The sequence below is a fragment of the Streptomyces xanthochromogenes genome (genome assembly GCF_014650455.1).
Classification (GTDB): Bacteria; Actinomycetota; Actinomycetes; order Streptomycetales; family Streptomycetaceae; genus Streptomyces; species Streptomyces xanthochromogenes.
On sequence record NZ_BMUZ01000008.1, the window covers coordinates 246831 to 260845 of the forward strand.

Here is a 14015-nt window from a genome sequence, read left to right on the forward strand (position 1 = left end):
GTGCTTCCGCTCATCCTCGCCGCCGCCCGCACGGTCCTCCCCGCACTCGCGGGACGCGCCGCTGCCGGAGCCGCAGGTGAAGCAGCCGCCTCCGGCGGAGCATCCCGGCTCCTGTCGGGAGCGCAATTCGGCGCCGGAATGCTCTCCGGCAGCCACACCGACACCCAGAACTCCGCCCCGCCCACGGAATCCAATCCCGTCTACAACCGCTAGGAGCGCCGCCCCATGTCACTGCTCTCCTTCGGCAACGGCGTCCTCAACCAGACCCAGTTCAGCAAGGTCGGCCGCGAGGTGACCAACATGGCCACCACCGGCACCCAGCCCATGGAGCGCACCTCCATGGCAGGCAACATCGTCGGCGGCCTGACCGGAGCCGACTCCCAGTACCAAAGCGGCGTCCTGGCCCGCATCTCCGACATCCAGAACGAAGCCCGCACCCGGGGCGTCACCCCCGACCAGGTCGTCCGCGACCGCCAGCGCCAGCAGGCCGTCACCGACACCGTCACCCGCTACGCCGGATCCAACCCCATCCGCAACTCCCAGGCCACCACCGGGAGCAGCGCGTGAGCGACATCTTCTACTCCACCCCCTACCAGCTCCCCGGAGCCGGAGCCGCCGTCGTCGGCGGAGGCGGCAGCACCCGCATCACCGGAGCACAGGCCATCTCCCAGGCACGGCAGAACCTGTCCGCCCCACGCCTGGGCGACGCCGAATACCCCGACGGCTACCTCGGCACCCTCAACTCCCGCCGCTCCGACCGCCTCGCCAGCAACAGTGCCGAACGCAGCAACACCCGGCCCTACTCCCGAGGCGTCCACAAAGGCTCACGCCTGGCCCCCCAGGACTACCGGTGGCCCACCGACTTCGGCCCCATGACCGGCATCGAGCACCAGATGCGGGGCCGCAAATGGACCGCCACCGGCACACCCGAAGGCACCCACCTCGTCAACTCCGGCAAGACCCACATCACCCCCAGCGACCCCGAGCAGAACGCACAGCGCATCAAGGCACTCACCGCCCTGCTCCCCTCCTGGAGGTAGCCCGTGGACTACGCGCCACGCCCCTGGTCCAGCAGCCGCGAACAGCAAGTCGACGACATGCTCCAGGCCCTCAGCGCACCCGTACACCAGGGCACGTGGTGCCCGCCCAAGGTGGTGTTCGGCACCCACGGCACCCACCCATCCGTCCCCACCCTCGACGACGCCCTCGCCGTCGACTCCACCTACCCGCCACCCCAGACGGAGACCCGCCATGGCCGATAGCCAAAAGCAGCCGATGAGCATGTTCGACCGCCGCCGCTCCGGCCGGGGCGACAACGTCAAGTACACGGTCGACAGCGACGAACTTGCCTCCCAGCGCCTCGCCAACATCTGGAACGACAGGTCCACGATCGGCGCTGGCAAGCGCATCACCACCCCCGTGCCCCGCATCAAGAAGGCGGCCTGACATGGCCTACATCCCCCGAGGCCCCCTCACCGACGAACTCGACTCCGGCCTCTGCGACGGCACCATCCGCAAGGCCAACCCGAACCGGGGCGGCGTCGTCGAGAGCCTCACCCGCGAATCCCGCGAAGCCGTCCTCGACCCGCGCAGCTACGGCCCCCTCGGCGTCAGCGACCACCATGCCGCCGAACTCACCAACCGCTACCCGGAGCGCTCCCACCGGTACGCATAAACAGAAGGAGGCCCACCGTGGGCACACGATGGATACCCGGCGCCGAACGCCTCGGAGACGGCGTCATCGGCGGAGACATGGACACCCCCCATCTCCCGCCCCGCGTGGTCTGGCACACCACCGAATCCGGCGCGGGCAACAGCGCGTTCACCAACGTAGGTGACTACCTCATCTCGGAGAACTTCGAGCCCCACATCCTCTACGACCCCACCACCGACCGCCTCGGACAGTACGGCCCCCTGGACCAGTCCGCCCGCGCACTGGCCAATGACGGCTCCACGCGCACCAACCGCACCGGCCGTGTCTGCATCCAGATCGAGGTACTGGCCCGCGCCCACCAGCCGTTCACCGACTACTGGCGCCCCGGCCCCAACTTCCGTGCCCTGATGGCAGCCATCCGCTCCTGGGGCATCCCCGACACGTTCCCGATGGGCGCTCCGCCGCCGTACCCGGGAGGCTCGCGGCGCTCCCGGTCAGTCTGGCTCAACCAGGGCGGCCACTTCGGACACGCCAACATCCCCGGCAACAACCACGGCGACCCCGGCGCCATCTCGGCATCCCGGCTCTTCGCGGCCGCAGGCGGCTCCGGCGGAGGCTCCCAGAGCAAGACCTGGATCGTGCGAGCAGGCCAGACCATGGCAGGCATTGCCGCAGCTGTCGGCATCACCCTGGCCTCACTGATCGGCGCCAACCCGCAGGTCCACAACCCCGACAAGATCCAGCCCGGCCAGGAAATCCACCTCCCCGACAACGCCAACCCGCCGCCGACCGTACCCGGCGACGACGAACAGCCCCCCACGACCGGCGGAGGCGGCGGCAACTCAGGCGGCCTGGGCAACTACCAGATCACCATCAACGGACTCAGCTACGGCCCCGGCGCCTACGGAGACCACGTCACACGCGTCGGCACGGCACTCGTCAACCGTGGCTTCGGCTCCTCCTACACCGTCGGCCCCGGCCCCCGCTGGACCCAGGCCGACACCAAGGCCTACGCCGCCTACCAGCGCTCCCTCGGCTACAGCGGCGCCTCAGCCGACGGTATCCCCGGCCCCTCCTCGCTGCGAGCGCTCCTCGGCACCTCCGTGAGCGGACCCGGATTCCCCGGACGGGACGCAGTCCGCTACGGCGCCAGCGGCCCGCAGGTCCTCACCGTCGACAAGTCCCTCCTCCGTAAGGGATACGGCCGTTACCTCTCTTACGGCCCTTCAAGCTATTACGGAAATACCACCCGGGCCGGGGTCAAGGCATTCCAGAAGACACAGGGTTGGACCGGCACTAACGCCGACGGAAACGTCGGGCCGGAAACATGGCGGAGGCTGACACGTTGATTGACTACATCAAGAACAACCCGATTCTCACCCGCACTGTCGTGGTGGGCCTGCTCACCGCACTCGTTCATTTCGTACCTGGTCTCGCCGGAGTTGACGCGAACGAGACCGTCATCGGTGGACTCAACACCTTGCTGGTTCTTGTCGTTGGCCTTGAGTCCCGCAGCAAGGTGACGGCCAACCAGCACGTCCTCGTGGATGCGCGAACCCAGTAACTCCCCTCTCGTAGCACGAGAACAAGGCCCCGGCTAACAACTAGCCGGGGCCTTTCCATACCCTCGAAACAACCCCGGGCGCAGCAATTCGCAGGGAGAGCCAGGGCCGACCATGTCCCCAACGTTGGGTTCTCACATGTCCCGCAAGCTCGCCGCATTCGCCCTGCTTCCCATGCTGGCCACGACTGCTGTCGCAGTGTCGGCCAGCAACGCCGCAGCCGACCAGCACAGCACGGTCGCCCCTCGCGTTCAGGCGCGCAGCACCATCGCCCAGAGCGCCCCCGCGACCTACACCGTCCAGCCCGGCGACACCCTCAGCCTCATCGCCCAGAAGCAGCTCGGCGACGTCAACGCCTGGCAGGCGCTCTACCAGAGCAACCGCACTGTCATCGGCGCAGACCCCGACCTGATCATGCCCGGCCAGAAGCTCCGCCTGGACACCGCAGCCAACACCCCCCAGCCCCCTGCCCGGCCGGAGCAGAAGCCCGCCCGACCCGCCCCCAAGGCGCCCTCAACCACCACCACCGCCTGGGACCGGCTCGCCGACTGCGAATCCAGCGGCAACTGGAGCATCAACACCGGCAACGGCTACTACGGCGGGCTCCAGTTCACACTTCAGACCTGGCACGAGTACGGCGGCACCGGCATGCCCAACCAGGCCTCCAGATCAGAACAGATCCGGATCGCCGAAAAGGTACTCAAGGGACAGGGCCCCGGCGCGTGGCCCGTCTGCTCCTATGAGGCAGGCATGCGATAACCGATCTCCGCTAACACAGTGATCGGCCCGGCCCGTAATTTTGGGGTCAGGCCGATCAGTTGCGTTACAGGAGAATCTCAGTGGCTGAAGAAAAGGTACGACTTCTGCTCTGCAAGGACTGCAAGAGCATCGAGGAGATCCCCGACCACGACGGAACCCCACGCGAGGACTTCCTCCTGGAAAACCGGGTTTCCCAGCACACCTACCCGGACGGCAACCGGCACTTCGGCCAGCTCATGGTCATCTCCAAGAAGCACTGGGACAACGCCGAATACAAGACCGAGATCGTCAAGAAGATCAACGAAAAGATGGAAAACGGCGGCTCCGAAGGCCTCGGCACCGACTTCTACAACCTCAAAGCCAGCTTCCAGGACGACGCCATGACCTGCTGGCGCAAGCACCAGCGCACCCTCGACTGCGGAGACCTCCGCAGCTCCAAGGTGAGGCTCACCCCCGGCACCAACACCGAACGCAAGGCCGCCGGACTCCCCAAGTACCGGTCAGCCAAGGACCGCTACCTCTGCGACTTCTGCCCCGTCATGAACCGCGTGCGCGCCGACCACTTCGACAAGGCCGCTCCCAAGGAGAGCCGATGACCACGCCCAGCATCGGACGCATAGTCCACTACCGCTCCCACGGCACCCCCGGGGGTGAATACACCCCACAGTGCCGGGCCGCTATCGTCACGGACGCTCCGCGAGGAGACAGCGATCTCATTGCCCTGGCCGTCTTCAACCCTGAAGGGATGTTCTTCAACCGCTACGTCCCGCAATCCGAGGAGGGGCAGCGGGGAGGCACCTGGCACTGGCCCGAGCGCACTGAGGAAAGCCGATGACCACGCCCAAGAAGGAAGCCCCGAAGAAGCAGACCCGGGGCCAGGCCATCATCAGCGGCACCAAGGGCGCAGAGAAGGGCATCGCCCGCACCAAGAAGGGCTACTCCTCCGTACGCGACCCCAAGACCGGCAAGGTCACCTACGGATACCGGCTCGTCATGGAGAAGAAGCTCGGTCGCAAGCTCAAGACGTCCGAGACCGTCGACCACATCAACGGCAACCACCACGATGACCGGCCAAGCAACCTGCGCGTCGTCTCCCGAGCAGAGAACACCAAGCTCATGCACGAACGTCGCAACAAGGACAAGAAGGGCGGGGCCAAGAAGTGACCACCGTTGACACCATATGGGCAGCAATCGCCGTCGGTGTACTCGCCTATGAGGTCTACATCGTCTCCAGCCCCCGGCTTGGAGCTACCATCTCCGACCGCGTCGTGGGCTGGCTTCATACCTCGACAAAAACCGCCAAGGCCGCCTTTGCGGCTGCATGGTTCGCGGGCACCCTACTGCTTGTCTTTCACATACTCACCGGCTGACCTGTCCCGGATGGCGAACCCAGGCTGCCGCTTCCGAACGATCAGCGACCCAGGGTCGCTACGGCAGGTAAATTACGTCGCAGGTTGGTGACCCGGGCCCGGTTCTACACCACTTACGCGAGAGGAACCGGGCCCCAGGCGTGAGTGACCAGTACGCCAATACGGCCAGTAGGGGAGCTGGAGCCAGGAACCCCCATCAGCACGACTCCGAGAGGGAGTCCGAGGTGTCGTGATCACTGCGGCACGCCCTCACGAAGCAGCGGTAGTGATCGTGCCTCCCCGGAGTACTGCTGCATTGGCCCGCTTGCCGGGCCTTCGGCCCGCATACGCTTCTCTCGTAAGACATCAAGTCAAAGTTGCAGGGGCGGGACAGTCGATGATCGACCTCGAAATCAAGATCAACCAAGTGTGGCACCAAGAGGTACGTCCCCTCGTAGCCGAGGCGTACCGTTGCTATACGTCGGGCTCAGCCCGCGCCTCCATCATGCTCACCTGGACCGCTGTCTGCGCCGACCTGATACACAAGATCCATCAGCTGGCCGAGGACGGCGACGGCGAAGCTCAAGAGGTCGTCGACAAGATCGAAGCGGCCCAAAAGAGCCCCGACAGCAAGCAGTCAGTTCAGAGCATGCAGCAGGTGGAGAGCGGCCTTCTGGACACAGCTGAGAAGGCCGAGCTGATCGACCACGTCCAGAAGCGCGAACTGAGTCGGCTCAAGGAGGACCGGAACCTGTCGGCGCACCCTTCTCTGCGACCCCTGGGGGAGCTCTTCGCCCCAACCACCGAGTACGCCCGCGCACACCTAGCGGCTGCTATGGAGGCGCTCCTGTTGCACCCACCGAGCCAGGGGCGCAGGGCAGTCGAGCGCTACAGATCACACGTAGACGATCCCGGCTTCATCGGTATGGCCGGTGTCCTCACACAACACTTCTTCGATCGAGCAAAGTCGGGCACCCGGCGTAGCATCCTGTCACTTGCCGCAAAACACGCTCTCCTCGAACTGCCGACCGACAGCTCCCAGGACGACGGCCTCCTCGCCGACCGCCATGCCACGTGCCTGCGCACATTCGCGGAAAGCAACCGGGAGCTGGCAGCGCAGGCACTCATTGCCGTCATTCCGCGCTTCCCCCACCTCCCTCTAGAGCAACAGATCCGCGCCGTGGTCCGCCTCGCCGACCTGGACATCTTCTGGGATGCTCTCGACTCGGCCTCAACAGCACAACTGGACACCTACATAGAGCGCATCTGCCCTCCGGACGCGTACACGCCTCTGCCCGTCGACCAGATCGCCCCACTCAGTCTCGTCGAAGTACCCAGAGCCAGGACGGAACTGCCGTCGCTGAGACCCAAGTTCCAAGCTCTCTCGCCGTACCAAAAGGCATCCGTCATCGCCCGCCGCCCCGGCCCCTACGGAGCCGGATTCCTCGCCGCGATCCTCAAAGAAGCAGGCAGCTTCAGGATGGCCGAGAGTCTGGCCAAGAACACCGTGCCGCAGTGCGCTCCGCACATGACAGAGGCCCAACTGGGCAGCATCCTCGAAGCCTGGGCAGAGAACTATGAGTGCCGGGCCTCCATGGGCATGCTGAAGCTTGCACCCACGTTCTACTCGCTTGTCCCCGCTGCACTGCGCAAGCATGGCGCTTGGCAGACCTTCCTCGACGACGTAAAGGCGGCCGACGACTCGGACGGCTTCTTCTCATATCAAGACCTAGAGGAAGTCATGAAGGAAACCACGTGATCCTTCAGAGATCCTTCTAGGGTTCGCGCTACGCATCGAACTAGCAAGGCTCCAGACCGCGCTAACACATCACCCCGGGCCACTCATAGCGTCACTCCTATGAGTGGCCCTAACGCTTTCTACGACCGCCTCACCGAGTCCCTCGCGGAAATCCCGGACCCCGCGCACGGCGGCAGCGGATACTTCTCCGAGCCCTCCCGCGAACTGGACCCCAACCTCTTCGACGGCACACACCTCAAGCCCAACATCCGCGAATGGATACTCCGCACACTGCGAGAGTTCTTCCTCGTCACACCAGGTTTTGACCAGTGGGCAGAGGTATGGCTTGCCGGATCTGGCATCACCTATCAGTGGGCAGCAGACCGGGGAAACGGGGACCTCGACGTACTGCTCGGCGTCGACTACGCCCAGTTCACCCACTACAACGACACCTACGCCGGACTCACCTCCGAAGAGACCGCCAAGCACGTCAACGAAAGCCTGCGGGCAGCACTGTGGCCCAAGACAGCCAACACCCAGATAGGCGACCGCACTTACGAGGTCACCTTCTACTGGAACGCGGCCCACGGCGTGAAGGACATCACCGCCATCAACCCCTACGCGGCGTACTCCCTCACCACCGACTCCTGGACAGTCACCCCGCCCAAGCTCCCCAGCGACCCTCGAAGCACCTACCCCGACAGCTACTTCGAGGCCGCCCGCGAAGACGAGCACCAGGCCAAACATCTCCTGGACCGCTACCGGTTCCTCTCCGCCAGCCTCAGCGCCCTCACCAAGGGCTCCCCGCCCTGGATGAACTCCGCTACCGCCCTACGCACCACCATCGCCGAAGCCACCACCCTCTTCGACGGCATCCACCTCGGCCGCCGCCATGCCTTCAGCCCCCAAGGCACCGGCTACTCCGACTTCAACAACTTCCGCTGGCAGGCCGCCAAGGAAAACGGCACCGTCAACACCCTGCGCCAGCTCAAGGAAATCGGGGCCACCGCACAACAGTCCACGGACATCGCCCTGTACGGCCAAGTCATCGACGACGCCCAGACCGCCCTCATCAAGGCCGCCCTCTGGAGCCAGAAGTGAACATCGCGCTGACCATCAACGGGGTACTCCGCAACCCCGAGACCCACGGCGTAATCCCTGTCGGCAACACCCTCTACCAAGCTCTTGTCGCTCAGCACAGCGTCTATCTCCTGAGCGACGACCTCGACATCGACCGCACCCAACGCTGGCTGACCATCCACAACCTGACCCGCCACACACGCATCATCCAACCCCGCACCCACGCCGAATGGCGCACCGACACACAGCTGCGACTCGACGCCGTCGGCAGCGTCACCAGCACCGGTACCAAGGTCGACCTCGTCATCGAACCCGACCCCGCCATCAGCGCAGAACTCCTCGCACTCGGATACCCCGTAGCGACGCTGACCCTGCCGTACTTCGCCAAGCCTGAATGGCGCCCCGACTACAACCAGACACCACGCCCCTGGGACGCCCTGGTTGACGAAGTCGAAGCACAAGCCGAGGCATACGCCGCAGACCCCCGCCGCACCGCCGACCCGCTCTAGGACACCGGATGCACCTCTACCAGGCAGGCACAGAATTCCCCGTCTACCGGCGCCTGCTCACCGCCGAAGGCTCGCTCACCCAGAGCCTGAGCTACTGGGGCCTGCGCAAGCGCAACAAGTTCACCAAACCGTTCCTCGTCGCCGACCACTACGACCCCGACGTCCGAGTACTCCTCGACTCCGGCGCCTACACACTCAACAACAACCCCGCCGCTTCCCCCGACGACGACGAACTCAAGGACATCGCCGACCACTACTACGACGAGGTCGTTGAACCCAGCATCGAACGCCTCGACCACTTCGTGGAGTTCGACGCGAACCGCCTCGACCCCACCCACCAGATGCAGCGCCTTCCCTGGCTCGAAGAACGCCGCGACAAGGCCGTCATCGTCTGGCACCCCGGCCAAGACCTCATCGCCACCTGCAAAGCCTGGCCCAACGTGGCCATCCCCAAGGACGCCATCGATGAGCACCTGGCCCACCGACTCGTCCGCGCCGTCAAGGACACGGGAGTTCGGCTCTTCGGGCTCGGCATCACCAAGCCGGAACTGCTCCAGAGCGTGCCCTTCCACGCCGTCACGAGCACCAGCTGGCTCAGCCCCTCGCAGTTCGGCGACACCATCTGGTTCTCCGGCGGCGAACTACGCCGATACCCGAAGAAGATGAAGGACCGCGCCCGCAAGCGCCACCGCCAGGAGTTCATCGACGCTGGGTACGACGTAGACCTCATCGACGAAGACGACTCGACCGAAGTACTGCGACTCTCCATCCACGCCTGGGCCCGATACATGGACAAGCTCAACGGCACCGCCAGGGGAGTAACTACCAGCCCCGAAACGCCCACCGAGCAGAACGCGGATCCGGCCCCCGAGTCAGTTGATACCCACCTGCTCGAAGTGCGGCATGACGGAGTAACTACCCCAGCCCCCTGGCACCGCCCCGAGACCCCCGTCATCCGCACCAAGGACGACATCACCAACCTCCAGGCCACCCTGCTGGAGATGCAGACCGGACGCGTATTCGCCCGCAAGCGCGTGGAGGAAAGCTACGGAGACGGCGAACTCGACCCCGTTCTGTCCGAAGAACTCGACCGCCTCACCAAGATGATCGGCGCAAAGGCCAAGGCAGACGAGGCATCCGTCTCCATCTCCATCAAGGCATCCCAGAAGGGCGCAGCTGAGACAGGCCTCATCTCACGCCTCTTCGGACGCGACGACTCACAGCCCCCCGCACTCCCCGCCTCCATCCAACGGGACACCAACATCATCGACGCCGACGTCATCGAGGACTGACATGCCTACTAACTACGCGCCCGAGCCCGACACATGGAACGACACTCACGCAGAATCGGGGGCCATAGAGAAGCCCTGCCCCCACTGCCGAGGCCGATACCCCCAGATCGACAGCTGCATCACCTGCGAGGGCAACGGCACAGTCCTGACCTGAACCGAGGCCGATACAACCCAGAAGGGACCAGCCATCGACTGGTCCCTTCTCGTTTTTTCGGGCGGCGAGTCTAGTCGCCACGATCCGAGTACTTGTACCAGCCACAGTCAGCACACCGAGCCGTCGTGCCATACCCAGACTCGTCGTAGCTCAGATCCTCACTCCGGCACTCAGGGCACCGAGGCTTCGCGAAGACCGTGTGCAGCTCACCATGAGGAGGCGATCCATCTGCGTGACCGGAGCGCTGGAAACTACCGTCTCCACCGTCACCAAACAGGGCCTCCGGGTCAGGGCTCCAGTTGTCCCAGCGGAACTTGGCCCGGACCACCGGCCCGCTACAGACCGCGCAGTTCCCCTCGTCCTCCTCAAGCACCTGAACGAACGACTCGCCAGGCCGCACCCACAACTTGGTACCCACGTCCACCCCTACCTCCACTTGTGCACCGTCGGCATGCTACTCCGAACCGTCGACTTTCTCCCGCTGCGAATCATCGACGGCTCCACGCTTCTAACTGAATCCCCAGCGGTCTGAATAGGGTCAGTTCATGACTCAAAATTCGATGATTCGACCCAGTGCGGAGACTCCGACCGAAGACGAATGCTGGTTGGAGTTCTGGGGAATCTTGGGCAAGGCGGCGTATCGAATTTGGCTCGCAGAGCAGCAGGCTGAAGGTCAGGCCACCATCGGCTCCTGATTTACTGGAGCACCTGCCCCTGCAAGAGCCTCCTGATTGGCTTCCCAACGAGGGACGATGGTGAGCTTATTTGGCGCCCTACCGGGGGTCGGAGTCACAAGCAGGTAGCTTATGACCTTCTTTGCTCCCGCCCGCTTCTCGTACTCCTCCATCTTGGGCCAGAGTTCGAGAAGCGTACCAAAGGCGTCGGCGCCCGGAGTCTGGTTGGCAGCTACCTCAGAGTTCAGCAGGCGAAGCCTGGAAACCCTAACCTCAAGCTGTCCCTCCAACTCCTCCTTCTTATTGAGATAGTCCTCCGGAGAAATGATCTTGTCGAGGTAGCCCTCAAGTGCCCTGTCGAGCTTCTCCTTGAGTCGCTGAATCTCTTTCTTCACTTCTGCTGCCTGGTCACCTGCCCGTGCCGCCGTGGCGGCACGCTTCATTGCCACTTCGCCAGTCTCCGAGTGCTTTGAGTTCGCATCGAGCCACTTGAGAACTTCAGTTTCGGCCTTGGGGCGCGTTACCGAAATTGCGCGGCACTGCTTGCTCCTTACATACCGCGAGCACCTCCAAATGTCCGTATGGTAAGTGCCGTACTTGGACTTGTACTTCGTAACGCTCGCCGTCATGATCGCCAGACAGATCTCGCCGTTGTCTCGAATGTTGCCGCACCGCACCAGGCCGGAAAGGCCGTACTTAGGCTCGGTCTCGCGGACGAAGCCGGAAAGCTCGGAGTCATAGTCCTCAGGGCAGCGCTTGCGCTTGTACGCCTCCCACAACTCCGAAGTGATCAGGGGGAAGTGAGCGCCGGGGTACCAAAGGTCGTAGGTATTAGGCTTGTTGGTCGCGTAGGTGATCCCCTTTTCGGGGTTCGACGGCTCACTTCGAGACCTGAGCAATCCGGCAGCGAAACCGCTGTCCAACACGCGGTACCACGAAGCGGCATCCATCTCAGCCCCCTTGAGCGACCGGATTCCCTTCCCCGCCATGTACTTGGCAACGCGGTCCATCGGTATGTCTTGCAGCACCCACATCTCATACGCCTCAGCGAGAGCTGGCCCGCGAACCGGATCAACGACCAGAACTCCATGGCATGTGGAGCACCGAAGGTACGCTCGGGGACTGTCAGGGTTCCGAACACAGTCGTCGCACCGCTGATAACCAAAACGCGGCTGCCCAGTGTGGGGCAGCTTGTTCCGAAGCCGCCGCTGATGGTTCTCCTTCCAGTTCTGGCCGATCATGTTCGACTGATAGGCGGCGATCAGAAGCATCTGGTCGCGCGAAAACTCACCCGTGGCCGTCGTAACGTCAAAGTGCTCAGTTGCCGAGTAAAGCTCACCACCCGCCCGCTTCAACTCGGCAAGGTACGCCTGGCTTTTGTGGTTGTTACGGCCGAAGCGCGACCACTGCCACACGATGACGCAATTCGCCTCACCGCGACGCACTCGCTCGATGATCTCAGTGATCTTCCGCTTGGCGAAGTCACGCCCAGACAGATCCAAGTCCTCGACCGGCTCGCCCACCAACTCGATGTTGTGCGCCAAAGCATATTGCTGACATGCCCAGAGCTGCTGCTCCGGACTGAACCCTTCTTCCTTCTCTTGGCTGACCCGGATGTAAACGATCCCTCGGAGTCGCGCTTTTGGCCCCGCGAAGGTTGCGGGAACTGCGACCGCAGGAACAGTGAGGGTTCCCAATCTGTGCTCCTTGAATGCCGAGGCTTGACTGGCACCAAGTCTGTTCGGGAGAGCCCTAAACTTGTTAGTGCTGCCCATACAGCGGTACCGAACACCTCGTGGATCAACAACACCATCTGCCTGGACACGGGCGCCGTGTTCGGCGGGAGGATGACCGCCCTGCGCTGGCCGGAGCGCGAGCTCGTCGACGTACCGGCGGAGCGGGTCTGGTACGAGCCGGTCAAGCCGCTGGTGACCGAGGCTCCCGGCGGGCACGAGGGCCGGCCGCTGGACCTCGCCGATGTGCACGGGCGGCGGGTCGTCGAGACCCGGCTGATGGGCAAGGTCGCGGTGCGCGAGGAGAACGCGGCGGCGGCCCTGGAGGTCATGAGCCGGTTCGCGGTCGACCCGAGGCTGCTCGCCCACCTTCCGCCGACGATGGCGCCGACCGCGACTTCTCGCGTGGAGGGATATCTGGAGCATCCGGCGGAGGCGTTCGCGCAGTACGCGAAGGACGGCGTGGCGAAGGTCGTGTGCGAGGAGAAGCACATGGGCTCGCGGGCGGTGGCCCTGGTGTGCCGGGACGCGGAGGTGGCCCGGGAGCGGTTCGGGGTGCCGGGGGCGACGGGGGTGCTGCACACCCGTACCGGGCGGCCGTTCTTCGACGACGCGGCCGTGACCGAGGAGATCCTTCAGCGGCTGAGGTCGGCGGTGTCCGCGGCCGGGCTCTGGGAGGAACTGGGCACGGACTGGCTGCTGTTGGACGCCGAGCTGTTGCCCTGGTCGCTGAAGGCGTCGGGGCTGCTGCGCTCGCAGTACGCCGCGGTGGGCGCGTCGTCCGGGGCCGCTCTTCCGGCTGCGCTGCGCGCCCTTGAGGCGGCGTCGGGCCGGGGTGTCGAGGTGGCGGGGCTCGCCGAGCGGCAGCGGGAGCGGGCCGCCGACGCGGCCGCGTTCACCGAGGCCTACCGGCGCTACTGCTGGACGACCGACGGGCTCGACGGGGTGCGCCTCGCGCCGTTCCAGATCCTGGCCGTGCAGGGGCGCAGCCTCGCCGCCGTGCCGCACGACGAGCAACTGGCCCGGCTGGACCGGCTGGTGGAGCACGACCCGACGGGGCTGCTCCGAGCGACCGCCCGCCTGGTCGTCGACACCGGTGACGAGGCGTCGGTGCGGGCCGGTGTCGACTGGTGGCTGGAGCTGACCGGTGCGGGCGGCGAGGGCATGGTCGTCAAGCCGCTCCAGGCGCTGGCGCGGGACGGCAAGGGGCGGCTCGTGCAGCCGGGCGTCAAGGTGCGCGGCCGGGAGTACCTGCGGATCATCTACGGTCCCGAGTACACCCGGCCGGACAACCTGCAGCGGCTGCGGCAGCGCTTCCTCGGGCACAAGCGGTCGCTCGCCCTGCGCGAGTACGCGCTCGGTCTCGAGGCGCTCGCCCGGCTCGCCGACGGGGAGCCGCTGTGGCGGGTGCACGAGGCGGTGTTCGCCGTACTCGCCCTCGAATCGGAGCCGGTCGACCCTCGACTCTGAGTCGGCCCCCGGGCTGCCGGTTCCGAGCCGGCCCCCGGGTT

The 14015-nt window shown here is 65.1% G+C and carries 18 protein-coding genes and 1 pseudogene; 18 read left to right on the plus strand and 1 reads right to left on the minus strand.

Translation table 11 applies throughout. The features are described 5' to 3' along the window. From IE267_RS22145 to IE267_RS22230, 17 genes are all read left to right on the plus strand, one after another. Complete coding sequence (locus IE267_RS22145) at positions 1–213, plus strand: hypothetical protein (RefSeq protein ID WP_189764398.1); 213 nt, start codon at positions 1–3, stop codon at positions 211–213. A gap of 12 nt (positions 214–225) precedes the next feature. After that, positions 226–567, plus strand: coding sequence for a hypothetical protein (locus IE267_RS22150; protein WP_189764399.1), 342 nt, complete (start codon positions 226–228; stop codon positions 565–567). Then, positions 564–1040: a hypothetical protein gene (locus tag IE267_RS22155; protein ID WP_189764400.1), complete on the plus strand. Its 477-nt coding sequence runs from the start codon at positions 564–566 to the stop codon at positions 1038–1040. The genes IE267_RS22150 and IE267_RS22155 overlap by 4 nt, the downstream gene beginning before the upstream one ends. A gap of 3 nt (positions 1041–1043) precedes the next feature. Next, positions 1044–1262, plus strand: a complete 219-nt coding sequence (locus tag IE267_RS22160; RefSeq protein WP_189764401.1) for a hypothetical protein — start codon at positions 1044–1046, stop codon at positions 1260–1262. Then, positions 1252–1446, plus strand: a complete 195-nt coding sequence (locus IE267_RS22165) for a hypothetical protein (RefSeq protein ID WP_189764402.1) — start codon at positions 1252–1254, stop codon at positions 1444–1446. The genes IE267_RS22160 and IE267_RS22165 overlap by 11 nt, the downstream gene beginning before the upstream one ends. A gap of 1 nt (position 1447) precedes the next feature. After that, entirely contained in the window at positions 1448–1675 is a 228-nt protein-coding gene (locus IE267_RS22170) for a hypothetical protein (protein ID WP_189764403.1), read from the plus strand. 17 nt (positions 1676–1692) lie between these two features. Continuing rightward, the gene (locus IE267_RS22175) at positions 1693–3003 is read left to right on the plus strand and encodes a peptidoglycan-binding protein (RefSeq protein ID WP_189764404.1); all 1311 of its coding nucleotides are present in this window, start codon (positions 1693–1695) and stop codon (positions 3001–3003) included. Beyond that, positions 3000–3218: a hypothetical protein gene (locus IE267_RS22180; RefSeq protein ID WP_189764405.1), complete on the plus strand. Its 219-nt coding sequence runs from the start codon at positions 3000–3002 to the stop codon at positions 3216–3218. The genes IE267_RS22175 and IE267_RS22180 overlap by 4 nt, the downstream gene beginning before the upstream one ends. 136 nt (positions 3219–3354) lie before the next feature. Beyond that, a complete protein-coding gene (locus IE267_RS40290; RefSeq protein WP_308428831.1) occupies positions 3355–3975 on the plus strand; it encodes a transglycosylase family protein in 621 nt (206 codons plus the stop codon). 80 nt (positions 3976–4055) lie between these two features. After that, positions 4056–4571 (plus strand): hypothetical protein, encoded by a 516-nt coding sequence (locus IE267_RS22195; RefSeq protein WP_189764406.1) that lies wholly within the window; start codon positions 4056–4058, stop codon positions 4569–4571. Continuing rightward, positions 4568–4810: a hypothetical protein gene (locus IE267_RS22200; protein ID WP_189764407.1), complete on the plus strand. Its 243-nt coding sequence runs from the start codon at positions 4568–4570 to the stop codon at positions 4808–4810. Before IE267_RS22195 ends, IE267_RS22200 begins: the two co-directional genes overlap by 4 nt. Then, entirely contained in the window at positions 4807–5139 is a 333-nt protein-coding gene (locus IE267_RS22205; protein ID WP_189764408.1) for an HNH endonuclease, read from the plus strand. The genes IE267_RS22200 and IE267_RS22205 overlap by 4 nt, the downstream gene beginning before the upstream one ends. Continuing rightward, positions 5136–5345: a hypothetical protein gene (locus IE267_RS22210; protein WP_189764409.1), complete on the plus strand. Its 210-nt coding sequence runs from the start codon at positions 5136–5138 to the stop codon at positions 5343–5345. The genes IE267_RS22205 and IE267_RS22210 overlap by 4 nt, the downstream gene beginning before the upstream one ends. A gap of 376 nt (positions 5346–5721) precedes the next feature. After that, positions 5722–7083: a hypothetical protein gene (locus tag IE267_RS22215; RefSeq protein ID WP_189764410.1), complete on the plus strand. Its 1362-nt coding sequence runs from the start codon at positions 5722–5724 to the stop codon at positions 7081–7083. 99 nt (positions 7084–7182) lie between these two features. Next, positions 7183–8163 carry a hypothetical protein gene (locus IE267_RS22220; protein WP_189764411.1) on the plus strand — a complete coding sequence of 327 codons (981 nt, stop codon included), beginning with the start codon at positions 7183–7185 and terminating at the stop codon, positions 8161–8163. Next, a complete protein-coding gene (locus IE267_RS22225; RefSeq protein ID WP_189764412.1) occupies positions 8160–8651 on the plus strand; it encodes a hypothetical protein in 492 nt (163 codons plus the stop codon). The genes IE267_RS22220 and IE267_RS22225 overlap by 4 nt, the downstream gene beginning before the upstream one ends. Before the next feature lie 8 nt (positions 8652–8659). Continuing rightward, entirely contained in the window at positions 8660–9943 is a 1284-nt protein-coding gene (locus IE267_RS22230; RefSeq protein ID WP_189764413.1) for a hypothetical protein, read from the plus strand. Between the two features lie 827 nt (positions 9944–10770). Here IE267_RS22230 and IE267_RS22235 read toward each other — a convergent pair. Continuing rightward, positions 10771–12468 (minus strand): recombinase family protein, encoded by a 1698-nt coding sequence (locus tag IE267_RS22235; protein ID WP_189764414.1) that lies wholly within the window; start codon positions 12466–12468, stop codon positions 10771–10773. Positions 12469–12543: 75 nt separating this feature from the next. Between IE267_RS22235 and IE267_RS22240 the strand changes: the two are divergent. Next, positions 12544–13974: pseudogene (locus IE267_RS22240) on the plus strand (polynucleotide kinase-phosphatase); the annotation flags it as partial. Positions 13975–14015 lie beyond the last annotated feature (41 nt).

Excerpts from the sequence above, each read along its gene's own strand:
- IE267_RS22150 (WP_189764399.1), top strand. The coding sequence starts at position 226 with ATGTCACTGCTCTCCTTCGGCAACGGCGTCCTCAACCAGACCCAGTTC.
- IE267_RS22165 (WP_189764402.1), top strand. The coding sequence starts at position 1,252 with ATGGCCGATAGCCAAAAGCAGCCGATGAGCATGTTCGACCGCCGCCGC.
- IE267_RS22170 (WP_189764403.1), top strand. The coding sequence starts at position 1,448 with ATGGCCTACATCCCCCGAGGCCCCCTCACCGACGAACTCGACTCCGGC.
- IE267_RS40290 (WP_308428831.1), top strand. The coding sequence starts at position 3,355 with ATGTCCCGCAAGCTCGCCGCATTCGCCCTGCTTCCCATGCTGGCCACG.
- IE267_RS22200 (WP_189764407.1), top strand. The coding sequence starts at position 4,568 with ATGACCACGCCCAGCATCGGACGCATAGTCCACTACCGCTCCCACGGC.
- IE267_RS22205 (WP_189764408.1), top strand. The coding sequence starts at position 4,807 with ATGACCACGCCCAAGAAGGAAGCCCCGAAGAAGCAGACCCGGGGCCAG.
- IE267_RS22215 (WP_189764410.1), top strand. The coding sequence starts at position 5,722 with ATGATCGACCTCGAAATCAAGATCAACCAAGTGTGGCACCAAGAGGTA.
- IE267_RS22220 (WP_189764411.1), top strand. The coding sequence starts at position 7,183 with ATGAGTGGCCCTAACGCTTTCTACGACCGCCTCACCGAGTCCCTCGCG.
- IE267_RS22230 (WP_189764413.1), top strand. The coding sequence starts at position 8,660 with ATGCACCTCTACCAGGCAGGCACAGAATTCCCCGTCTACCGGCGCCTG.